The organism is Granulicella sp. 5B5, assembly GCF_014083945.1.
In the GTDB taxonomy this organism is placed as follows: Bacteria; Acidobacteriota; Terriglobia; order Terriglobales; family Acidobacteriaceae; genus Granulicella.
In genome coordinates this window covers 3,472,010-3,493,831 of sequence record NZ_CP046444.1, presented here as the reverse complement: position 1 = coordinate 3,493,831, position 21,822 = coordinate 3,472,010, and the positions used below count along the sequence as shown (strand labels likewise).

Here is a 21,822-nt window from a genome sequence, read left to right as displayed (position 1 = left end):
ATCGGCGCAAATTCCCACCCGCCCCCCGGCCTTTTGGTAGGCACTTTGGAAGGCAACACATTGTCAGAGACTGTTGAAGAGACGACGCAAGAGACCGCGGCGGCGACCGCCGAGCACACCCACGACCACGATCACGCCGGTCATGACCACGAGCACCACCACCACGCGCCCACGCTGAACGCCGAGCTGACCCGCTCGATCAGTGTGGAGGCACCCGTAGAAGAGGTCGACAAAGCGTTCCAGCAGACGACCAAGCGCTACACGAAGCTGGCGCGCATCCCGGGCTTCCGCGCGGGCAAGGTGCCGCCGTCGCTCGTCAAGAGCAAGTTCGCGCGCGAGCTGCGGCAGGAGGTGTTGGAGTCGCTGGTGAGCGAGAAGTTCCGTAGCGCCCTGAGCGAGCAGAACCTGCAGCCGGTGAGTGAGCCCCAGTTGAGCGAGCTGACGCTGGCCGAAGGCCTGCCGCTGAAGTTTACGGCGACCTTCGAGGTGATGCCGGTCATCGACATCGCCGGCTACGACACCGTGACCGCCGAGAAGCCGGACACCGCGCTGACCAGCGAGGAGTACGAGGCCGAGCTGAACAACGTGCTCGACCACCACGCAACCGTGGAGCCGGTGGACGAGGACCGTCCGCTGCGCGATGGCGACTGGGCCGAGATCGGCTTCAAGGGCGAGTTGCAGGCACTGGTGCAGACGGTCGGCGAAGAGGGCCTTGAGAAGCCCGCGGAGCAGCCGATCACCGGCGAGGATGTGCTGATCGAAGTCGGCGGCAAGAACACGCTGCAGGCGTTCAACGAGGCCCTGCGAGGCGCCAAGGTGGGCCAGGAGCTGAAGTTCGAGGCCACCTATCCGGCCGAGTTCGGCGATGCGCGGCTCTCGGGCCGCACCGTGGCCTACGACGTGACGGTGAAGGCGATCAAGAGCAAGAGCTACCCGGAGCGCGACGAGGAGTTCGCCAAGCAGCTCGGCAACTACGAAAGCTGGGACGACTTTGAGGCCAAGCTGCGCGAGCGCGTCTCGGCCCGCAAGGCCGATGCGCTGAAGTCACAGGCGCGCGACAAGATGCTGGATGAGCTGGTCGCGAAGTACAACTTCCCGGTGCCCGAGACGTTTGTGCAGCAGCAGGTCGACGCCCGGCTGGAGCGTGGTCTGCGTGCGCTGGCGCAGCAGGGCATGAGCTCCGATGCGATGCGGCAGCTGGACTTTGGCCGTCTGCGCGAGGCGCAGCGCGACCAGGCCGTGAACGAGGTAAAGGTCTCGATGCTGCTGGACAGGATCGCCGAGCAGGAGAAGATCGAGGTCAGCGACGAGGAGTTCGAGCGCGAGCTGCTGATGCTCTCGATCCAGGCGCGCGAGCCGATGGAGCAGCTATACAAGCGGATGAAGGATGACGGCTCGCTGGGGCGCATGCGCGAGCAGATCCGTCGCGAGAAGACCAGCGCGGCCCTCTACGAGCGGCTGGCTGGTTAACAGTACCCACCGCGTAAAGCGGCGTGCCCGGTTGTAGGATTGTTTCCAGCACGGGCACGCAGCTAATCCTTACCTCTAGGGTCAAGGATTGAGAAACAAGTTTTGGCCCTCGATTTAGGCCCTTCACACGCAACACGCAAAGAAAGAGAGAGCCAATGGGACTGATACCGATGGTGCTGGAGCAGACGAGCCGCGGTGAGCGCTCGTATGACATCTACAGCCGCCTGCTCCGCGACAACATCATCTTTTTGGGAACGCCGATCGACGACAACGTCGCGAACCTGATCATCGCGCAGTTGCTCTTCCTCTCCGGCGAGGACCCGGAGAAGGACATCCAGCTCTACATCAACTCGCCGGGTGGCTCGATCTCCGCCGGCCTGGCGATCTACGACACGATGCAGTACATCAAGAACGATGTGGTGACGTTCTGCCTCGGGCAGGCGGCATCCATGGGCGCGTTCCTGCTGATGGCCGGCAAGAAGGGCAAGCGGTTCACGCTGCCCAACTCGCGCATCCTGATCCACCAGCCGTCCATGGGCGGGCTGCAAGGCCAGGCAACGGACATCGACATCCACGCGCGCGAGATCCTGCGTATTCGTGAGCTCACCAACAAATTGATGGCGCAAAACACAGGCCAGCCGCTGGACCGCATCGAGCGCGATGTGGAACGCGACTTCATCATGACTGCTCCGCAGGCCAAGGAGTACGGCATCATCGACGACATCATCGACCGCCCGCGCACCTAAGCGAGACGGGAGGCAACCGAAGGTCCGGCCCTGCGCCGGGCCTTCTTCTTTTGCGCTTTACCCCGAGCGCCAGGTAGAGAGGACACGCTGAACGCTCTCACCGCGGATCTTCTCTGGCACCTGCAGCAGCAGCTCGATTCGCTCGTCGGGCCGCAACTGCAGCAGCGGGATGATGAAGTATTTTCTGCGTGCGTACGACCCGGCGTTCTTCGGCTGGAAGTAGAGCAGCAGCACACGCTCCCCTGCCCTGGCATCGAGATAGGTCTCCCAGGGCGCTATACGTGGCGGCGCGCCCGCCCGAAGAAAGCGCACGCCAGCCGAGGTCAACTCCACGCTGAGTGGCTCGCTGTTCATCTTCTCAGCCTTCGCACGCAGGCGATAGCCGACCCACAGATGCCTGACGCCGTACAGAAACAGCGCAATCAGATAAAGCAACACGACCTCGCCCCACAGCACATGCGTGCGCTTCAGCAGGTTGGTCACCGTGAGCACCGCGGCGGCAGCTGCAATCAGCCAAAGGTCCTTCTCCTGCAGCAAGCGCAGCACCCGGTAGTAGGAGTAGCGCGCAAGGCGCTCAGCTTCCTTCAGATCGGCGGCTTCCAGATGGGTAGAAAGGACCAAGGCTTGGGGGGCTCCTGCAGATTGGATTGTGCATCGCTGCATCGAGGTGCAGTTTTGTACCTTCGCTGCCACCGGAACCCAGTTGGGCAGCACGTATTACTTTGGTACATCCCCGCGGTTGTGACGTGGGTGTAAACTGATGAACGTGTCTGACTCGGTGCATTGCTGCGTCAGTGCCCACAAAGGAGTTCACCCTGTCTATGAAGACCTCCAGGGGCCCGGAAGAATCACTCCGCTGCTCGTTTTGCCATAAATCCCAGGATGCAGTTGCGAAGCTGATCTCCTCACCGTCGGACTATCCCCGTGCCTACATCTGCGACGAGTGTGTCGCAGTGTGCAACTCGATCCTCGAAGACGACAAGGGCGACTCGCAACCGGGCGCGGCCCCCGCGCATCTGCCCAAACCCGCTGAAGTCAAGGCGTTTCTGGATGAGTACGTCATCGGCCAGGACCAGACCAAGAAGAAGCTTGCCGTCGCGGTGTACAACCACTACAAGCGCATCCAGATGAACCGCACCCGCGGTAACGACGTGGAGCTGCAGAAGTCGAACATCCTGCTGGTCGGCCCCACGGGCTCCGGCAAGACGCTGCTGGCGCAAACGCTCGCCAAGATGCTCGATGTGCCGTTCGCGATTGTGGATGCGACCACCCTGACCGAGGCCGGCTATGTCGGCGAGGATGTGGAAAACATCATCCTGAAGCTGCTTCAGGCCGCCGAGGGCGACGTGGCCCGCGCACAATCCGGCATCATCTACATCGACGAGATCGACAAGATCGGCCGCAAGGACGAGAACCCATCCATCACCCGCGACGTGAGCGGCGAGGGCGTGCAGCAGGCGCTGCTGAAGCTGCTCGAAGGCACGGTCGCCAACGTTCCGCCGCAGGGCGGACGCAAGCACCCGCACCAGGAGTTCACGATCGTCGATACGACGAACATTCTGTTCATCTGCGGCGGCGCATTTGTCGGCCTGGAGAAGGTCATCGGCCGTCGCGTCGGCAAGAAAGCTCTTGGTTTCAAAGCCATCGGCGAGGTTGCCGAGGACGATGTGGTGACCCCGATCCGCGCACAGCGCGACACGGAGCTGCTGCGCCAGGCAGAGCCCCAGGACCTGCTGAAGTACGGCCTGATTCCGGAGTTTATCGGGCGTCTGCCCGTACTGGGAATCCTTGACGAGCTGGATGAGGCTGCACTGATCGACATCCTTACGCGGCCCCGCAACGCTCTGCTGAAGCAGTATGCGCGCCTGTTCGAGTACGAAGGTGTAAAGGTGATCTGGACCGACGATGCGGCCCGGGAGATCGCCCGCGAGGCCCTGCAGCGCCGGGTTGGCGCGCGTGGTCTGCGTATGATCCTCGAAGAACTGATGCTCGACCTGATGTACCACATCCCCGGCAACAAAAAGGTAAAGGAGCTGGTGATCACCGAAGAGATGGTGAAGAACCGCGACATCACGCTGCCGGTGGTACTGGAAAAAGCCGGCTAGCGGGTTTGCAGATAAGTCAACAGAGACGGGCAGCTTCGGCTGTCCGTTTTTCGTTGCGCGCAAAACACTGTCATCGCACTGCAATTCCCTGCCCTCATTGCGGGTACAATTTCGTTCAAACGCCGGGCGCGCATCGTTCGGCTGCAACACGCGTCTAACATGGGAGAGTTATGACCAACGACGAACGCGAAATATTGACAGGCGCCCAGCGCAAGCTCCCCATGATGCCCATCCGCGAGATGGTGATCTTCCCGCATATGATGGCCCCATTTGTAGTGGGCCGTGAATCGAGCGTGCGGGCGCTCGAAGAGGCGCTGAACGGAGACCGCAAGATCTTCCTCGCAGCGCAGCATGATGCCTCCGTGGACGAACCGACCGCCGACGACATCTACACAGTCGGCGTCGTCGGCAACATCGTGCAGTCAGTCCGCATGCCGGACGGCAACATCAAGGTGCTGGTAGAGGGTGTGGAACGTGCCAGTGCCAGCGAAGTGAACGACGACGACGGTTTCTTCGTCGCGACCGTGCGCATCTCGCACGCGGAGCTGGTCTCCACTCCGCAGATCGAGCAACTGGTGGCCCGCGTGCACCAACTATTTGAACAGTACGGCAAGCTGCAGCAGTCGCTGAACCAGGAAAGCGCCGCCGCGCTGCGCACCGACGATCCCGCGAAGCTCGCCGACGTCATCGCCGCCAACCTGCCGCTGTCCATCGAAGAGAAGCAGCAGATTCTCGAGGTCTTCGACCCCGAGATGCGGCTGTCGCGTATCGCCGACACGCTCGACATCGCCATCGAGAAGCTCAACATGGACCGCAGCGTTCAGAGCCGTGTGAAGCGGCAGATGGAGCGCGCCCAGAAGGAGTACTACCTCAACGAGAAGATCAAGGCGATCCAGAAAGAGCTGGGCCGCGGCGAGCGCTCGGAATTCGATGAGCTGAAGAAGAAGATCGAAGAGGCCGGCATGACGGCCGAGGTGAAGGAGAAAGCATTGCTTGAGCTGAAGAAGCTCGAAGCGATGCCGCCCATGTCAGCAGAGTCCACCGTCAGCCGTAACTACCTTGACTGGCTGCTCGCCGTGCCGTGGAAGAAGCGCAGCAAAGAAATTCGCTCCATCGAAAACGCCGAGACTGTGTTGAACGAGGACCACTACGGCCTGGAGAAGATCAAGGACCGTATCCTGGAGTTCCTCGCCGTGCGGCAGCTGGTGAAAAATCCTAAGGGCTCCATCCTGTGCTTTGTCGGACCTCCGGGCGTGGGCAAAACCTCGCTCGGCATGTCGATCGCAAAGGCCACCGGCCGCAAGTTCGTACGCATGTCGCTGGGCGGCGTACGCGACGAGGCTGAGATTCGCGGGCATCGCCGCACGTACATCGGCGCGCTGCCGGGGCAGATCATCCAGAGCATGAAGAAGGCCGGCACCAAGAACCCGGTCATCATGCTGGACGAGATCGACAAGATGGCCTCGGACTTCCGCGGCGACCCGGCGTCGGCGCTGCTCGAAGTGCTCGACCCCGAGCAGAACAACACCTTCCAGGACCACTACCTCGACGTGGAGTACGACCTATCGCAGGTGCTCTTCGTCGCCACGGCGAACGTGCTGCACACCATCCCCGGTCCGTTGCAGGACCGCATGGAGATCCTGCGACTCACCGGCTATACCGAGGTAGAAAAGCTGGAGATCGCCAAGCAATACCTGGTGAAAAAGCAGCTTGAGGCCACGGGCCTGACCGGCGAGCAGATTCAGTTCTCAGACGACGCACTGCGCGACGTCATCCGTTACTACACGCGTGAGGCGGGCGTCCGCAACCTGGAGCGCGAGATCGGCAACCTGTGCCGCAAGGTCGCTCGCAAGATTGTGAAGGACGGCAAGCACACGGAGTCCGTCACCCGCGAGTCGCTCGAAGGCCTGCTGGGTGTGGCAAAGTTCCGCGACAGCCAGGTGCAGGAGAAGAGCGAGATAGGCCTCGTGACCGGGCTGGCGTGGACGGAGATGGGCGGCTCGATTCTGCAGACCGAGGTGCAGGTGCTTGACGGCAAGGGCAAGATGACACCGACCGGACAACTGGGCGATGTGATGCAGGAGTCCGCACAGGCTGCGCTGACGTGGATACGCTCGCGCTCGCAGCACCTTGGCTTGGCCAAGGACTTCTACCGCAACATCGACATCCACATCCATGTGCCCGAGGGCGCAATCCCTAAGGATGGTCCCTCTGCCGGCATCACCATGGCGACGGCTCTCGCCAGCGCTCTCACACGTATCGAGGTGCGCCGCGACATCGCCATGACCGGCGAGATCACGCTGCGCGGCAAGGTGCTGCCGATCGGCGGGCTGAAGGAGAAGCTGCTGGCAGCACATCGTGCAGGCATCCGCGAGGCGATTCTGCCAGCGGATAACAAACGCGACCTCGCCGACCTGCCCCAGCTCATCAAGGATGAGATGAAGCTGAACTGGGTGGAGCAGATGGACGAAGTGTTGGAACTGGCGCTGACGCGCAAGCTCCCCAGGCTCGCCGAAGAGACTCCCGAGGCGCTTGCCGCCGGGACACCGATACCACCCGTTGCGCAGGCGCCGGCAGCCAACGTCGCACACCAGTAACTCAGTATCAACCTGATGCACAAAGGCCGGGCCCATGGGGCTCGGCCTTTGTGTTGCCGCTAAGCGCTGCGGCCGCGAACAAGATGCATAATGAGCGAGATCACGGCGAAGACGATGAGCAGATGAATCAGGAAGCCAGTGACGTGAAACACGAAGAAGCTTGTAGCCCAGATGACGACCAGCACAAGAGCAAGCAATAGAAACATGACGGCACCCAATCGTGAGGATTCAATACGGCATGAAGCAATGAAATGAGAGGCCAGCGTGGGCTGCCGCGTTGTACGCTCCAGGCAAAATCTATCCGCACGCCCCCGGATAACAGAGCGCTGCCAATCGGCATCTACCTCTCTCGTTGCCGATAGCCGATTCACTGGAGGCGCTCGTGGAACTCATTGTGGTCATCATCATTCTTCTCTTGCTGCTTGGGTCATTCCCGCGGTACTCCTATTCGCGGAACTGGGGCTACTTCCCCAGCGGCACGCTCGGCACTATCCTGCTGATCTTCCTGATCTTGTGGCTATTGCGGATCGTCTAAGCCTGCTTTCCATCGGGATAGTCGCGGCTCCGGCATACGATTGGAAGCGCTGAAACCAGCCGCTTCCGTTATCGTTTCAATATGCCGATCTCCATCGCCGCCGAGAACAATCTTCGCCTAAGTGACCTTGCGCCAAACCAGGTGCAATCCGAGATTCGCGCCATGAGCGTGGCCTGCTCCGCTGTCAACGGCATTAACCTCGCGCAAGGCGTATGCGACACCGACCCACCCCACGCAGTGGTTGAAGCGGCGGTCGCAGCGATGCACGCCGGGCACAACATCTACACCCGTGCCGAAGGCATCGAGATACTGCGCGAGGGCATCGCGCAGAAGCTGGCAAGCTTCAACCGCCTGCAGGTCAACCCTGAAACGCAGGTCCTCGTCACCAGCGGCGCCACAGGCGCGATGCAGGCCACGGTGATGGCGCTGCTCAATGCCGGCGACGAGTGCATCATGTTCGAGCCGTTCTACGGCTACCACGCCAGCACGTTGCGCTCGCAGCGTGTAACGCCCGTGATCGTGCCACTCGACGCACCGGATTGGACCTTCGACCCGGAGCGGCTGCGCGCAGCGATCACACCACGAACGCGCGCCATCATCCTCAACTCGCCGTCGAACCCTTCCGGCAAGGTCTTCACGCTCACTGAACTCACAGCGCTTGCGGAGATCGCGATCGAGCACGATCTCTTCGTCATCACCGACGAGATGTACGAGTACTTCGTCTACGACGGCGTCACGCATCATAGCCTCGCCACGTTGCCCGGCATGGCCGAGCGCACCATCACCATCTCCGGCTTCTCGAAGACCTTCTCCGTCACAGGCTGGCGGCTCGGCTACCTGGCAGCCAGCGAGCGCTGGATGCCGGCGATCAGTTACTTCCACGACCTGGTCTACGTGTGTGCGCCGTCGCCGCTGCAGCACGGCGCGGCAGCGGGCCTGCTGGCGCTGCCGGAGAGCTTCTACACCGGCGTGGCCGCCGATCATCAGCGCAAGCGCGACGTGCTGTGTAACGCTCTGCGCACCGCAGGCCTGCAGCCATCCGTGCCGGCCGGTGCCTACTATGTGCTGGCGCAGACGAAGAACATTCCCGGCAACAATGGTCGCGAACGCGCGCGCCGGTTATTGCAGGACACCGGCGTTGCGGCAGTGGCTGGTTCCGCATTCTTCGGCAGCGATGCCAGCGGCGTAAACCGCGGCGAAGACCTGCTGCGTTTCTGTTTTGCGAAGAAGGACGAAGAGTTGGCAGAGGCAGCTCGTCGCATCGCAAACATTCGTTATTGAACATGCAAAGCCGCGCTGTGCTCTTCCTCTGCACCGCAACAGCTCGTCCTTCACCCGTCTACGATCAAGCCATTGCAGCAAAGGTTCTTCACGCGCAGCGCTAATCGCCGTCCGCGAAGCACCCGCCGGCGATAGACGGGATCAGCATGACCTCGTCACCATCTTCAAACTGATGCGCATCGCCGCCGAGAAAGCGGATGTCCTCATCGTTGATGTAGACATTGATGAAGCGGCGCAGCTTGCCCTGTTCATCCTTGATGTTCTGCGAGAGTGCAGGAAACTTCGTATCGACCTCAGCCAGCAACCCCGGCAGGTTTGTGGCTTCCGATGCAAAGATCTTCTGGCCATCGGTATGACGCGCCAATGCGGTGGGTAAAACAACTTTCACGGACACTACTGCACTCCTCCCACGAGCGTAAGCTCGACGCCTTCTGCATCGAAGCTCACCAGCTCGCCTTCTTCTGTTGCGTTGGCGCTCACCAGCGAGCTGTCCACCGAACGCAGATACTCATCAAACGCCGCGAGCTTCGGCTTCACCGCGGGCTCGGCAGCAAAGCGGCCTTCGAGCGCATCGGTGGTCTTCAGACCATTGCCGGTGATGCACACCACGGTCGTCTCATCCTGCGAGATACGGCCATGCGCATACAGCCGCGCGGTCACCGCAGTCGTTACACCGCCAGCAGTCTCGGTAAAAATGCCCTCAGTCTCAGCCAGTTCCTGGATGCCCGCAACGATCTCGACATCCGAAACATCCTCGGCCCAACCGCCCGTCTCGCGAATCATCTTCGCGGCGGCAGGCCCGTCAGCAGGGTTGCCGATGGCGAGCGAACGCGCGATCGTGTTCGGCCGCTGCGGCTCAATGTAGTCCCAACCGTTCTTCACCGCTTGCGAGATCGGCGAGCAGCCCGTAGCCTGCGCACCAAAGAAGCGCACCTCCTTCGGCTCAACCAGGCCGAGCTCGATCAGCTCCTTGAACGCCTTGCGGATCTTCCGAATCAGTGAGCCGCCGGCCATCGGGCACACCACATTGTCTGGCAGTTTCCAGCCAAGCTGCTCCGCAATCTCGTAGCCAACAGTCTTTGACCCTTCCGCGTAGTACGGCCGCAGATTCACATTCACAAAGCCCCAGTTGTACTCGTCAGCAATCTGCGTACACAGCCGGTTCACGTGGTCGTAGTTGCCGTCGATGCGCACCAGCCGCGCGCCATACACCTGCGTGTTCAGGATCTTCGCCGCCTCAAGATCAGCCGGCACCAGGATCGTCGCCTTGATGCCCAGCCGCGCCGCCTGCGCTGCCACCGAGTTCGCCAGGTTGCCCGTCGAAGAGCAGCCGACCGTCGTAAACCCAAACGCCTGCGCATTCGCCAGCGCCACGGACACCACACGGTCCTTGAAGCTCAGCGTCGGGAAGCACACCGAATCGTTCTTCACATACAGGTTTGTTGCACCGATGCGCTTGCCCAGGTTCTTCGCGCGCACCAGCGGCGTAAAGCCCACCGGCAGGTCCGGCTCATAGCCTTCAGGGATGGGCAGCAGCGCCTTGTAGCGCCAGATGTTCGCAGGGCCCGCGGCGACGGTCTCGCGCGTAAACCGTCCGCGCACGCTCTCCAGGTCATAGTGAACCTCGAGCGGCGCCAGACAGTCATCGCACGCCGAAAGCGGGCGGTTGCCAAAGCTCTTGCCGCACTCGTTGCAGCGCAGCTCATACTTCGTCTGACAGGGAGACACCGTACCGGACACTTCCATCGTTCCACTCCGATGGCCAAGGGGTCCTGCGCGGGTGACGTTTATCTCTTTGTCTGGGGGTTCGGAGTACGGAGAGTCACGTGGGTGCGGCCTGAGGTATAGCGCTGCTTCCACTGAATCTCATGTACCCTGCAACATCCAGGAGAGAGTTGACACCGGTACTGTGTTCTGTCCGGTTGTCGTGGCGTCACAGGGCTCGTCCCTCAACCACTCTGCATGAAATCCGACTCGCCGTAGCGAGAGGAATAGATAAACGTTAGCACCACCTGCCTTGTGATGCAAGTCACCGTTCCACAGCCGCAGCGACACCCATGGCACAGGCACGCGGCCACTATACTCGCAGAGAGCCGCATGAACGTGATCCCGATCCGCGAAGAGACAACCCGCCCTGCCAGCACAGGCCCTGCAGCGGTGCGCCTGGAGCGCGTCTCACGCCTCTACGGCAGCTTCGTCGCTCTGCGCGAGGTCTCGCTCGCCCTGCCCACGGGCAGCAGCGTCGTGCTCCTTGGCGAAAACGGCGCAGGCAAATCGACCGTGCTCAAACTCGTCTCCGGCCTCACCAACCCCACCTACGGACGCCTCACCGTCTTCGGCACGCACCCGCAGCAACAGCGCGGCCGCATCGGCACCATGGGCCACGCGCCCATGCTCTACGACGAGCTCACCGGCATGGAGAACCTCACCTACTTCGCGCAGCTGCACGGCTTCGGCAGCACACGCACAGAGCTCGAGTCCGTGGCCGCCAACGCTCTGCTCGACGTCGGCCTCGAGCCCAACCTCACGCGCCGCGTCAGTGAGTACTCGCAAGGCATGCGCCAGCGCGCCTCGCTCGCCCGCGTGCTCATGGCCGCACCACCACTCCTCCTACTCGACGAGCCGTTCTCCAACCTCGACGTCGGCTCCGCACACAGCATGGTCGAACGCCTCCTCGCCTACCTCTCGCAGCCCGGCGCCGACGGCACCTACCGCACGCTGCTGATGACCACGCATCAGGCCGAGCTCGCCCGCCCGCTCGCGCGCACCACCATCACACTCAGCGCTGGCCGCATCGCGTCCATCCAGGGCGACACCGCCGTGGAGGCCACCTCATGAGCGCCAAGGCCCCCAGCAAAACCAACGCCGCACGCCTGCTCGATGCCCTCGGCATCCCCTACGAGCTTCGCGCCTACGAGGTCGACCCCGACGACCTCACCGCCATCAGCGTCGCAAAAAAAATCGGCATGCCACCCGAGCAGGTCTTCAAAACCCTCGTCACCAAAACCAGCGACAATGACCATCTCTTCGCCGTCGTCCCCGGCGACTCCGAACTTGATCTGAAAAAACTCGCCACCGCCGCAGGCATCCGCAAAGTCGAGCTCGCCTCGCTCAAGGACGTCGAGCCGCTCACCGGCTACATCCGCGGCGGCGTCACCGTGCTCGCCGCAAAGAAGCCCTTCCCTGCCTTCGCCGACGAGACCATCGAGCTCTTCGACACCATCTCCATCTCTGCCGGCCAGCGCGGCCTGCAGATCCTCATCGCGCCCGCGGATTACCTAAGAGCCACCGAGGCCACACTCGCCGACCTCACCAAGACCGTGCACACGGAGTCGCACGCATGAGCTACTCCCGCATCGTCTGGGCACACCTCCGCAAAGACCTCCGCCTCGAATGGCGCACCAAGGACTCGCTCAACGGCATGCTCTTCTTCGCACTGCTCGTTGTCGTCGTCTTTGCGATGGCCTTCGACCCCACCTCCTACCCCACCATCGCGCGCCAGATCAGTGGCGGCCTCCTCGGCGTGGCCGTGCTCTTCTCCGCGATGACCGCACTGAACCAGAGCTGGGCGCGCGAGCTGAACAACCACGTCCTCGACGCGCACCGTCTCTCGCCCGCACCCGCCTCCGCGCTCTTCGTCGGCAAGGCGCTCGCCAACTTCCTCTTCGTCATGCTCGTCGAGCTGGTGCTCGCGCCCGTCTTCACCCTCTTCTACAACCTGCATCCGCTGGGCGAAACCTGGAAGCTCCTCATCATCCTCCCATTGGGCACATGGGCTTTAGTCGTCAACGGCACGTTCTTCGCCGTGCTCAGCCTCCGCACACGCAACCGCGAGTCGCTCCTGCCGCTCGTGCTGCTGCCCATCTCCATGCCGGCGCTGCTGGGCCTCATCCAGGCGACCACGGCGGTGCTCACCGGCCAGTTTGAACCCACGCTCTGGATCAAGGTCCTCGTCGCCTACGCTGTCGTCTTCACCACCGTCTGCGTGCTGCTCTTCGACACCGTCCTCGGCGGCGATTAGGGAGGCTCTGAACAAGCATCTTGCTTTGAAGGGGCGGGACTTCAGTCCCACCGTAAAGCTCCCGAAATCAGTGTGGCTTTAGCCGCGGAGGGAATGCCCTCAGGGTGCCCCATTCATACCGCAGCTTCATCGCGGGATGAGTGGGGTGACGAACCCCAGCCTCCCCCACACTTTCACCGCCGAATAACGCCCAGCTTCCTTACCCCAAAGCGCTAAAATAAAGCTGTGACTGACACGCACAAGAGCAGCGGATTCGCCGGAATCCTTGGCCGCACCTGGTTGGTGCTGACCTTCGCCGTGATGGCCTACGGCTTCTATGTCGCGATGACCGCGCCCACCGAAGCCACGATGGGCAACCTCTATCGCGTCTTCTTCTACCACTTTCCGCACACCATCCTCAGCTTCGTCTTTCCGTACCTCAATCTCGGCGCCTCGCTGCTCTACCTCTACTGGCGGCCGCGCAACATCGAGCGCGCCAACGCAGCCGACGCCTTCGCTGTCGCCTCCGCCGAGCTGACCGTGCTCTACGCCAGCGTCGGCCTCGCCACCGGCATGCTCTGGGGCCGCGCCGCATGGGGCATCTGGTGGACGTGGGACGCCCGCCTCACCACCTACCTGCTCCTCTGGCTCTCCTACGTCAGCTACCTGCTGGTCCGCCGCTTCGCCGCCCCCGGCCAGACGGCCATCATCTCCGCCGCGCTGGCCGTCTTCGCCGCCGCGGACATCCCCATCTGCTACATGTCCATCCGCTGGTGGCGCACCCAGCATCCCGCCCCCGTCTTCGGCGGCGGCGCGGACTCCGGCATCGACCCCAGCATGTACGCCGCCGTGCTCTGGAACCTCGCCGCCTGGGCCATGTGGGGCGCGCTCATCCTCGGTGTTCGCTACGTCGTCGAGCGCCGCCGCCAGCGCATCGCTGCTGCCCGCGCTCTCGGCTACCTCGAAAGCGACCTCGCCACCGGCACGCACTTTCACCAGGAGGCTGGGCGATGATCCCCTTCCACACCCTCTCGCAGCGCCACCTCGTCTTCGCCTACCTCGCCGTCTGGACACTCCAATTCGGCTACGGGCTCTGGTTGCTCGTACAGTGGCGCAAGACCAAGCCCTAAGCGCACATCCTCCACCTTTTGTTTGTCATTCCCGGAGGGAATCTGCGTTTGCTGTTGCCTTTCCAGCCCCACCCCAGAAGTGTCATCTCGACCGGAGTAGGACAGCTCCACCGTCCTGCGTAGCGGAGAGACCCGCTTCTCTACCGCAATGCCAGCTCATCCACAACCCTGCTTTGAAGGGGACGGGCTTCAGCCAGCCCGTTAGCACCTATTAGAAGACTTGGGGCTTCAGCCCCGGAGGGCGCGAATCTTCGGACCCCGGCTGAACGATATCCCCTCCACGTTGCACCCACCGCCGTTCCTCCCTACACTCCATTAAGCGTGCTTTCACTTCCCCAACCTCTTCTCGAACGGCCCCGACTCCTCGCGCTCGCAGCACTGGCGCTACCTATTCTCCTCGGCGGCTGCAACCGCTACCGCTTCCCTGTCTACCCGGCCAGCTATCATGAGTTCGCCTACGTCTCCGATGGCGCGAACAACACCGTCACCGTGCTCGACCTCGTCTACCTGCGCCGCGACCGCGTGCTGCAGGTCGGCCGCGACCCCAGCGGCATGGCCGTCAACCCCGTCCGCAACGAGGTCTACGTCGCCAACGCCGGCTCCGACTCCATCACCGTCATCGACGCCGAGACCAACACCGTCGTCCACACCATCGGCGTCCATCGCACGCCCTACTCCATCGCCGTCGCGCCCGACGGCAAACGCGCCTACGTCGCCAACTCCGGCTCCAACACAGTCTCCGTCATCGACCTCGACCAGCGCCGCGAGATCGGCGTCGCCGCCACCGGCGAGGCCCCCGGAGTCGTCCGCGTCGCGCCGGACAACCGCTCCCTCGTCGTCAGCAACCGTATCGCCGGCAGCCTCTCCGTCTACTCCATCAACCCGAAGGACGACGCGCACCCGCTCACCTTCCGCGACGCCTTCTCCGGCTGTCCCGGCGCCACCGACGTCGCCATCATCCCAGACTCCTCCAAGGCCTTCGTCACCTGCTCCGGCGGCCACAGCGTCATGGCCGTCTGGCTCGCCGCCGACCCCGACTCCTGGCGCGGCAAGCAGGACGCCTCCCTGCAGCACGACCAGCTGCTCACCCTGCTCGACGTCGGCAAGACCCCCACGCATCTCGTCGTAAAGCCGGACGGTGGCGAGGTCTTCTCCACCAACTTCGACTCCGACAGCATCTCCGAGATCTCCACCTGGACCAACGAGGTCCTCGGCACCTACATCGTCGGCAACAAGCCCGCCAGCGCCGTCATCAGCCGCGACAACTCCAGCCTCTGGGTCTCCGACTTCGGCTCCGAGTCTGCCACCATGTACTCCATCGACGACGGCCGCGCCGAGGCCAGCGTCCACACCGGCGCCCGCCCGGACGCCCTCGCCTTCTCCACCGACGAGCACCTGCTGCTGGTCACCGACGCCGGCTCCGCCGACGTCTCCGTCATCCGCATGCAGGACAAGAACGGCCCTACCCTCTTCACCCTGCTCCCCGCCGGCAGCCAGCCGAACGACATCGTCATCAAGCAGTTCAACGCCCACCTGCCGTCACACTAAATCGCGCTGTCAAGCCTTCGATGGCCTCGCCGACCGCTAACCACCTCAATCCAAGGCACTAACCGCCAGAAACCAAAAACACTTTCCCCGCCTCAACCTTCTATACTGGAAGTAGGCAAAGAAAAACTCGAAACTCTAAACCCGAAACTCGCAACCGAACGCGAAAACCATCCCGCCACAAAACTTCGCGCTAACCCCAATCTTTTCCATATCATACCCGTAAGCATATACAGAATCAGTCACTTACCCCCGGGATCACCCCGTAAGTCGCTGATTCTAATGAATACCTCCGCTACATAGGGAGGGGGGAGGGGGTATCACCTACTGCGCCTCCACCACCTCAACCTTCTCCGCTCCACCGGCGAACCCCACATCGCCACCGCGATGCGTCAGCTTTCTCGCCACATCGTCCCAATGCAGATGCACAACGGTATAGGCCCCATGCTCATACGCATAGGTCTTCCCATCGTCGCGATACAGATCAAAATCGCCATCCGCTCCCGGATAGACCTTCACCGCCGCAATCTTCTGCACCTCATTCGTGCTCTCCACGGCGGTTCCCAGCGGCAGAATCGACCCAGCCCGCACGAATAGCGGTATCGTATCGATCGGCGCATTCACCGTAATGCGTTGCCCGCCGTGCAGGCGCTCGTTGGTCCAGTAGTTGTACCAGTCCGTCCCAGCAGGCAGATACACGCTGCGCGAGGTCATCCCCTGCTCCGTCACCGGAGCCACCAGCAGCGCCGGCCCGAACATATACTCATCGCCAATGTTCGCCGTTTCCGGATCGTCGCCAAAGTCCATGAACAGTCCACGCATAAACGGTGCTCCCGTCTCATGCGCACTCCAGCCCAGCGAGTAGAGATAAGGCATCAACTGATACCGCAGCCGCAGATACTTCTCCAGGATCGGCTCCGCCTGCTTGCCATAAGACCACACCTCGTTCTCCGGCCGGCTTCCGTGCGACCGGAAGTTTGGCTGGAACGCACCATACTCGAACCACCTCACATACAGTTCCGGGTAGTCGTCATAGCCGCCGACCTCTGCCCGTGCGTCCGATGGGTCGATCAGCACCGGCCGCTCTGCCTTATGCACCTTCGGCAGATACTGCCAGCCGCCAATATCAGTGCTCCAGTACGGCATCCCCGAAGCCACGAAGTTGATCCCCGTCGGCACCTGCCGCCGCAGCACATCCCACGTCGGCGCAATGTCACTCGACCAAAAAATCGTTCCATTGTGCTGTGCGCCAAGATAGCTGTCGCGCGCCAGAATCAGCGCCCGTTCATCCATGTCCTTGCGCATCCCGTTGTAAAACGCAGCCGTATGGAACAGCGGATACACATTGAAGAACTCCGTCCCCGGCCCAATGTGGAAGTAGCTCCCATTCGGTGGCAGGTCAGGCTCCGTCTCATCGGCCCAGAACGCATCGAAGCCCTTGGCAACATAGTTCTCCTTGATCACGCTCCAGTACCACTTCGCGGCCTCAGGGTTAGTCGTATCAATGTCCGAGCCCGCGCGGTCATACGGCAAGCCATTCGTCGGCGTCCCATCGGCCAGGTGCTCAAACCATCCATTCTTTAACAGCGTCGAGTAGTAACGGTCTTCCGGCACAAACCGCGGCCACACACTGATCATCACGTGATAGTTCATCGCATGGAGTTCGCGGTTCATCGCCACCGGATCAGGCCACTTCGCCGGGTCCATGTCCATCTGCCCCATCTTGGTATAGCTGAACCAGTCGATCACCAGGTCGTCGATCGGCAGATGCCGCTCACGATAGCCTTTGGCCACGGCCATCAACTCCGCCTGCGACGTGTACCGCTGCTTGCACTGGATGTATCCATACGCTGACTTCGGCAGCATCGGCACATCGCCCGTCAGCTTGCGGTAGCCCTCGTAGATCTCATCATAGGTCTTGCCCGCAATAACGAAGAACGACACGCGCTGCCCAACATCGGAGGTCCACTTCGTCTGGTCCCCGATGGCAAACGCCACCGTCGTCCGCGACGGGTTGTCCCACACAATGCCATAGCCCTTGTTGGTCACCACGAACGGCACGCACACACTCTGCCCGCCCGGAGCATCGTAGTCATGCGCACACCGCACCACATGCCCGCTCCGGTCCATAAACCCCAGCTGGTTCTGCCCCAGCCCGTAGTAGTGCTCATCCTTCGGCGCCACAAACGTCGCCCCAACCCGATAGAACGGATCATCCGTCGGCCGCCTGTCGTAGAGGATGTCATGGTCACCGTCCTTGTAGTTCGGTACCGACATCTCCCAACCCTGCATATCCACCAGCGTCTTCCCGTCCGGCGTCGACACCTTCAACCCCACCCAAGGCGTCGACCCACCGAAGAACTTCGCAATATCAGCCGCGGTCCCCGTCGGTTTGTACGGCTTGCCCTGCGGCGCAACATGCACCACCATCTGCGACGACCGCAGCGTATCGCCACTCTCGTCCGACGCTGCGCTCCAACCATTGCCATCCGCCTTGGCTGTGATCCCATAACCGGGACCAGCAAGCGCACGCTGCCGATCCAAACTCAGCGTCACGCGTGCAATATTCGTCGCATAGCCCTCAACCGAAACCGTCACCTCGCCGCGCGTCAGCGTCAGTTGCTGCGCCTGCGCGCAGACACCTGTCATCAATAGGGCTGCAGCGCAGGCGTACAGAAGTTGTCGCATCGGTCTCCCTCTTACTTCGCGCTTACCATCACATTCTCATGCAGTGGCAGATCCGCCGACGAGCCACCCACCTCAAAGTGATACTCACCCGGCACCTGCTTCCACGCATGGTCCTTCACATCGAAGATCGACAGATACAAGGGATCGATCGGCACCGTGACTGTCTGCGAAGTGCCGGCAGCCACAGCGATACGCTTCCATCCAGCCAGTTTGCGGAACGGCTCCCCCGCGCTCTTCGGCAGCGTCACATACACCTCCGCGATCTCATCACCATCGCGGCTGCCTGTGTTCTTCACCTCGAAGCTGACCTCTTTTGCCTCACGGTCAACCTTCAACCCCGAGTAGTCGAACGTCGTATAGCTCAACCCATAGCCGAATGGAAACAACGGCTTCTCGTCCTTCACCTGAAACCACTTATAACCCACCATCATGCCTTCCACGTTGTAGTCCACCGGAAAGTCATGCGGCTGACGTCCGCGCTGGTCCGCCTTCAGCCGGTTGTTGACGGTATGCTCCACGAGCCCCGTTACATGCGGATGCGGCAACTGGTCATCGCTGGCCGCGAACGTCACTGACAGCTTGCCAGAAGGGTTCACCGTTCCGAACAGCACATTGGCGATCGCCTGCGCGCCGCCGATCCCCGGATACCACGACTCGATGATCCCCCTCACGCTGGACGCCCACGGCATATCGACGGGGCCGCCCGTCTCCAGCACCACAACAGTATTCGGGTTCGCCGCCGCGACAGCCTTCACCAGCACATCCTGGTCATGCGGTAAGCTGAGCGTTGCAGCATCCTGCCCCTCGCTCATCCACTGCGTCACGAACACGATTGCCACCTGCGCTCCAGCCGCGACCTTCGCTGCCTGTGCCGGATCGGTCCCCGGATCGAAGGTCACATGCGCAGCGGTTCCCGCGTGAACCTTCACATACTTCAGCGGCGATGAAGGGAAGTACACCGGCTGCCCCCACACCGACCCACCTGGCCGCCCTCCCGGCGCATCCACCTGTGCCGACCCACCACCGGAGAGTACACCAGTATCTGCATGGTCGCCGATCACCGCAATGCTCTTCACCTCGCCACCGGCAAGCGGGAGAATATGGTCGTTTTTCAAGAGAACGAGGCCCTCTTCTTCGATATGCTCGGCGTCATCTCGACCGCGGAATGGATCAACGACGCTCCGTACAGGAGGATCGTCGATCACGCCGGCAGCGAACATGCTCCGCACAATCCGATGCACCATGTCATCCAGCCGCGCCTGTGGCACCTTGCCATCAAGCACCGCCTGCTTCAGGTCCTTGCCGAAGTATTCAATCCCCGGCTGCTCCATATCGAGCCCAGCCAGAGCCGCCTTTACCGTACTGTGCGTAGCCTCCCAGTCGGAGACCACAAATCCCTTGAAGCCCCAATCGTGCTTAAGTACATCGTCGAGAAGGTACTTGTTCTCACACGCATAGTCGCCGTTAACTCGGTTATACGAGCACATCGCGCCCGCGGGTTTGGCCAGTGCAATGCCGATCTTGAAGGAGAGTAAATCCGTCTCCTGCATCGCACGCTCATTCAGCCCTGCATTGAGTGAGTTGCGGCCAGTCTCCTGGTCATTTAGGGCATAGTGCTTGATGTCGCCCATGATGTGATTGTCCTGCACACCGCTGGCAAGTTCACCCACCATGATCCCGGAGAGGATTGGGTCCTCGCTGGCATACTCAAAGTTGCGTCCGTTCCGGGGCTCCCGAATCAGATCCATGCCACCGCCGATCGACATGTTGTATCCCTGTGCACGCAGCTCGCGGCCGATCACCGAGCCATACAGCCGGGCAGCGTCAGGGTCCCAGCTCGAAGCCATTCCGATCACCGAAGGCAGCAGAGTCGCGTAGCGGCTCTCCCGCGCTGCCATCCTCACTCCCACAGCCGAGTCCGCCAGGTTGATGTCTGGCAGTCCGAGGCGCGGGATTCCTGGCACAAACCCGGCTCCTCCGTTATGCCCCGGCGCTACTTGTGCGCCGGCCCGCAATACGCCCCAGCCGTCCCCGTGAACAAGCTGAATTTTCTCGTCCAACGTCATTGCGTGCACCATCAGATCCGCCCGCTTGTCAGGGCTCAATGACTTATCTGCCCACGGCTGCGGTGCCGGTGTCTTTACTGCGCCACCGGATTGGCCAGCCCAAATTACCGGGGTAACGATAGTCAAAACAGTGCAGATGCAGGTGGTGCAGATATAGCGTTGAATCTTCATAGAACGATGTCCTCTCAAGCCAGTTGTGGATACACGCAGTCGGGTACCAACGCTTCACATGGAGATAAGTCCCTATATGAATCGATTTAGCTAAACTGCGCCTCAGTTCACGCAACGAACTATATCAGGCTCGCAACGTGATTGACCAAACCTCCGAATGCAGCGCCCTAATTCAGCCTCAGCGGCGTCCGCACTCACTTGAAATAGTAGTTGGTGCAAACACCGCTCTGCTCAGCCTCTATCCTCAGTGACGGACTTTGTCGAAAACCCCGTCATGAACGAGGCCGCAACGTGCTAGAACGTTGCTAGAGCATGACAATCAAGAAAACCACTCCCGTCGAGCCGAGACCGGTCAACCTGAAGGTGCTGGCCGAGTATCTAGGCCTCTCACCGGCGACCATCTCTCTGGTGATGAACAATGCTCCCGGGGTCGCCGCTATCTCTGCGGCCACCCGCCATCGAGTGCTCGAGGCTGCCAAGCGATTGGACTATAGCCCCAGTCCGATCGCACGGTCATTGCGTATGCGTCAGAGTTTTACGGTAGGGGTCATCGTGCCCGAGTTCAGTGAGGGGTATTTCACGATGCTGATGAACGGGATTGAAGAGCGCCTCCTGCAGTCCGGCTATCTACACTTCGTCGTTAGTCACCAGTGCAAGCCAGATCTGATTGAGGAGTATCCGCGCTTGCTTGCGAAACGTTCTGTTGAGGGCTACCTGTTGGTTAACAGCTCACTGAATGAAGAACTCCGTGTTCCGGTCGTAACCATCTCCGGGCACAAAAAACTCAAAGGCAATACGAATATTGTGATGGATCACGATTTGGCAGCGATGCTTGCACTAAAGCATCTTTACGACTTGGGTCATCGACGGATAGCCTTCATGAAAGGCCCGAAATACGCCCTCGACGCGGGTGCGCGTTGGGAGGGCATCATGAACATGGCCCGGCGGATCGGTTTGACCATCTATCCAGAGCTTTGTATCTACCTCGAGGCGAATCTCTGGTCTCCTGAACTCGGATACCCAATCATTCGCGATCTGCTCCTGCGCACTCGCGATCTCACGGCCATCTTCTGTTTCAACGACCACGCCGCAATTGGGGCCATCCGTGCAATTGTCGACTGCGGACTGCGATGTCCCGACGATATCTCGGTCATCGGTTTTGACGACATTTCAAGTGCGGCATATCAGACGCCTCGCCTTACAACTGTCCGTCAACCGCTGCGAAGGATGGCGGAAACCGCCGTTGAAACTCTTCTCCGCCGCATCGAGTCGCCACAGAGCGACTATCCCGAGTCCATTCTCTTTGAGCCAGAGCTCATGGTCCGCGAGTCGACTGCTCCACCTCGACACTTGCTTACGTCCTCAGGTAGGAGGCGCAGTACCAAAAATATTCTAGACGATGGAGCGAAAAATCCTCGAGGGACAACGACGGGATTAGCCTAAAGACAATAGACAGCCCAGCGCACAGACACAATATCGCGTCGGTGG

General features: G+C 61.5%; 18 protein-coding genes and 1 riboswitch. Of the genes, 12 read left to right on the top strand and 6 right to left on the bottom strand.

Annotation, left to right across the window (positions count from 1 at the left end; translation table 11 throughout):
- Nucleotides 1-60 precede the first annotated feature (60 nt).
- Together tig and clpP are read left to right on the top strand one after the other, a co-directional pair.
- Nucleotides 61-1,470: a trigger factor gene (gene tig / locus GOB94_RS14745; protein WP_255484016.1), complete on the top strand. Its 1,410-nt coding sequence runs from the start codon at nt 61-63 to the stop codon at nt 1,468-1,470.
- A gap of 155 nt (nt 1,471-1,625) precedes the next feature.
- Nucleotides 1,626-2,216, top strand: coding sequence for an ATP-dependent Clp endopeptidase proteolytic subunit ClpP (clpP, locus tag GOB94_RS14740; RefSeq protein WP_182276623.1), 591 nt, complete (start codon nt 1,626-1,628; stop codon nt 2,214-2,216).
- Nucleotides 2,217-2,273: 57 nt separating this feature from the next.
- Here the strand turns inward: clpP and GOB94_RS14735 are convergent, their stop codons facing one another.
- Nucleotides 2,274-2,909, bottom strand: a complete 636-nt coding sequence (locus GOB94_RS14735) for a hypothetical protein (protein ID WP_220464942.1) — start codon at nt 2,907-2,909, stop codon at nt 2,274-2,276.
- Between the two features lie 128 nt (nt 2,910-3,037).
- Between GOB94_RS14735 and clpX the strand changes: the two genes are divergently transcribed.
- Both clpX and lon read left to right on the top strand, forming a co-directional pair.
- Nucleotides 3,038-4,321: an ATP-dependent Clp protease ATP-binding subunit ClpX gene (clpX, locus tag GOB94_RS14730; RefSeq protein WP_182276621.1), complete on the top strand. Its 1,284-nt coding sequence runs from the start codon at nt 3,038-3,040 to the stop codon at nt 4,319-4,321.
- Between the two features lie 170 nt (nt 4,322-4,491).
- Complete coding sequence (gene lon / locus GOB94_RS14725; protein WP_182276620.1) at nt 4,492-6,918, top strand: endopeptidase La; 2,427 nt, start codon at nt 4,492-4,494, stop codon at nt 6,916-6,918.
- Nucleotides 6,919-6,977: 59 nt separating this feature from the next.
- Here the strand turns inward: lon and GOB94_RS14720 are convergent, their stop codons facing one another.
- A complete protein-coding gene (locus GOB94_RS14720) occupies nt 6,978-7,124 on the bottom strand; it encodes a lmo0937 family membrane protein (protein ID WP_182276619.1) in 147 nt (48 codons plus the stop codon).
- A gap of 176 nt (nt 7,125-7,300) precedes the next feature.
- Between GOB94_RS14720 and GOB94_RS14715 the strand changes: the two genes are divergently transcribed.
- Both GOB94_RS14715 and GOB94_RS14710 read left to right on the top strand, forming a co-directional pair.
- The gene (locus GOB94_RS14715; protein WP_182276618.1) at nt 7,301-7,453 is read left to right on the top strand and encodes a DUF3309 family protein; all 153 of its coding nucleotides are present in this window, start codon (nt 7,301-7,303) and stop codon (nt 7,451-7,453) included.
- Between the two features lie 81 nt (nt 7,454-7,534).
- Complete coding sequence (locus tag GOB94_RS14710) at nt 7,535-8,734, top strand: pyridoxal phosphate-dependent aminotransferase (RefSeq protein ID WP_182276617.1); 1,200 nt, start codon at nt 7,535-7,537, stop codon at nt 8,732-8,734.
- A gap of 100 nt (nt 8,735-8,834) precedes the next feature.
- Here the strand turns inward: GOB94_RS14710 and GOB94_RS14705 are convergent, their stop codons facing one another.
- On the bottom strand, nt 8,835-9,128 hold the full coding sequence (locus GOB94_RS14705; RefSeq protein ID WP_182276616.1) for a MoaD/ThiS family protein: 294 nt from the start codon (nt 9,126-9,128) through the stop codon (nt 8,835-8,837).
- Nucleotides 9,128-10,480, bottom strand: coding sequence for a threonine synthase (thrC, locus tag GOB94_RS14700; protein WP_255484015.1), 1,353 nt, complete (start codon nt 10,478-10,480; stop codon nt 9,128-9,130). The genes GOB94_RS14705 and thrC overlap by 1 nt, the downstream gene beginning before the upstream one ends.
- 117 nt (nt 10,481-10,597) lie before the next feature.
- A riboswitch (SAM riboswitch) is annotated at nt 10,598-10,703 on the bottom strand.
- Between the two features lie 128 nt (nt 10,704-10,831).
- Between thrC and GOB94_RS14695 the strand changes: the two genes are divergently transcribed.
- The 5 genes from GOB94_RS14695 to GOB94_RS14675 all read left to right on the top strand — a co-directional run bounded on the left by GOB94_RS14695 (nt 10,832) and on the right by GOB94_RS14675 (nt 15,412).
- Entirely contained in the window at nt 10,832-11,572 is a 741-nt protein-coding gene (locus GOB94_RS14695; RefSeq protein WP_182276615.1) for an ABC transporter ATP-binding protein, read from the top strand.
- Nucleotides 11,569-12,078, top strand: a complete 510-nt coding sequence (ybaK, locus tag GOB94_RS14690; protein WP_182276614.1) for a Cys-tRNA(Pro) deacylase — start codon at nt 11,569-11,571, stop codon at nt 12,076-12,078. Before GOB94_RS14695 ends, ybaK begins: the two co-directional genes overlap by 4 nt.
- Nucleotides 12,075-12,755, top strand: a complete 681-nt coding sequence (locus tag GOB94_RS14685) for a heme exporter protein CcmB (RefSeq protein WP_182276613.1) — start codon at nt 12,075-12,077, stop codon at nt 12,753-12,755. The genes ybaK and GOB94_RS14685 overlap by 4 nt, the downstream gene beginning before the upstream one ends.
- A gap of 225 nt (nt 12,756-12,980) precedes the next feature.
- Nucleotides 12,981-13,748 carry a cytochrome c biogenesis protein CcsA gene (gene ccsA / locus GOB94_RS14680; protein WP_255484014.1) on the top strand — a complete coding sequence of 256 codons (768 nt, stop codon included), beginning with the start codon at nt 12,981-12,983 and terminating at the stop codon, nt 13,746-13,748.
- 437 nt (nt 13,749-14,185) lie between these two features.
- The gene (locus GOB94_RS14675; protein WP_255484013.1) at nt 14,186-15,412 is read left to right on the top strand and encodes a YncE family protein; all 1,227 of its coding nucleotides are present in this window, start codon (nt 14,186-14,188) and stop codon (nt 15,410-15,412) included.
- Between the two features lie 321 nt (nt 15,413-15,733).
- On the opposite strand, the gene GOB94_RS14670 is transcribed toward GOB94_RS14675, so the two are convergent.
- Both GOB94_RS14670 and GOB94_RS14665 read right to left on the bottom strand, forming a co-directional pair.
- Nucleotides 15,734-18,097 carry a TIM-barrel domain-containing protein gene (locus GOB94_RS14670; RefSeq protein WP_182276612.1) on the bottom strand — a complete coding sequence of 788 codons (2,364 nt, stop codon included), beginning with the start codon at nt 18,095-18,097 and terminating at the stop codon, nt 15,734-15,736.
- A gap of 11 nt (nt 18,098-18,108) precedes the next feature.
- Nucleotides 18,109-20,061 (bottom strand): glycoside hydrolase family 3 C-terminal domain-containing protein, encoded by a 1,953-nt coding sequence (locus GOB94_RS14665; protein WP_255484012.1) that lies wholly within the window; start codon nt 20,059-20,061, stop codon nt 18,109-18,111.
- 585 nt (nt 20,062-20,646) lie between these two features.
- On the opposite strand from GOB94_RS14665, the gene GOB94_RS14660 reads away from it, so the two are divergent.
- Nucleotides 20,647-21,777: a LacI family DNA-binding transcriptional regulator gene (locus GOB94_RS14660; RefSeq protein ID WP_182276610.1), complete on the top strand. Its 1,131-nt coding sequence runs from the start codon at nt 20,647-20,649 to the stop codon at nt 21,775-21,777.
- Nucleotides 21,778-21,822: the final 45 nt, after the last annotated feature.

Bases quoted from the DNA above. Each gene is read 5' to 3' on its own strand.
- clpP (WP_182276623.1), top strand. From the start codon at position 1,626: ATGGGACTGATACCGATGGTGCTGGAGCAGACGAGCCGCGGTGAGCGC.
- clpX (WP_182276621.1), top strand. From the start codon at position 3,038: ATGAAGACCTCCAGGGGCCCGGAAGAATCACTCCGCTGCTCGTTTTGC.
- lon (WP_182276620.1), top strand. From the start codon at position 4,492: ATGACCAACGACGAACGCGAAATATTGACAGGCGCCCAGCGCAAGCTC.
- GOB94_RS14720 (WP_182276619.1), bottom strand. From the start codon at position 7,124: ATGTTTCTATTGCTTGCTCTTGTGCTGGTCGTCATCTGGGCTACAAGC.
- GOB94_RS14710 (WP_182276617.1), top strand. From the start codon at position 7,535: ATGCCGATCTCCATCGCCGCCGAGAACAATCTTCGCCTAAGTGACCTT.
- thrC (WP_255484015.1), bottom strand. From the start codon at position 10,480: ATGGAAGTGTCCGGTACGGTGTCTCCCTGTCAGACGAAGTATGAGCTG.
- GOB94_RS14695 (WP_182276615.1), top strand. From the start codon at position 10,832: ATGAACGTGATCCCGATCCGCGAAGAGACAACCCGCCCTGCCAGCACA.
- ybaK (WP_182276614.1), top strand. From the start codon at position 11,569: ATGAGCGCCAAGGCCCCCAGCAAAACCAACGCCGCACGCCTGCTCGAT.
- GOB94_RS14685 (WP_182276613.1), top strand. From the start codon at position 12,075: ATGAGCTACTCCCGCATCGTCTGGGCACACCTCCGCAAAGACCTCCGC.
- GOB94_RS14670 (WP_182276612.1), bottom strand. From the start codon at position 18,097: ATGCGACAACTTCTGTACGCCTGCGCTGCAGCCCTATTGATGACAGGT.
- GOB94_RS14660 (WP_182276610.1), top strand. From the start codon at position 20,647: ATGACAATCAAGAAAACCACTCCCGTCGAGCCGAGACCGGTCAACCTG.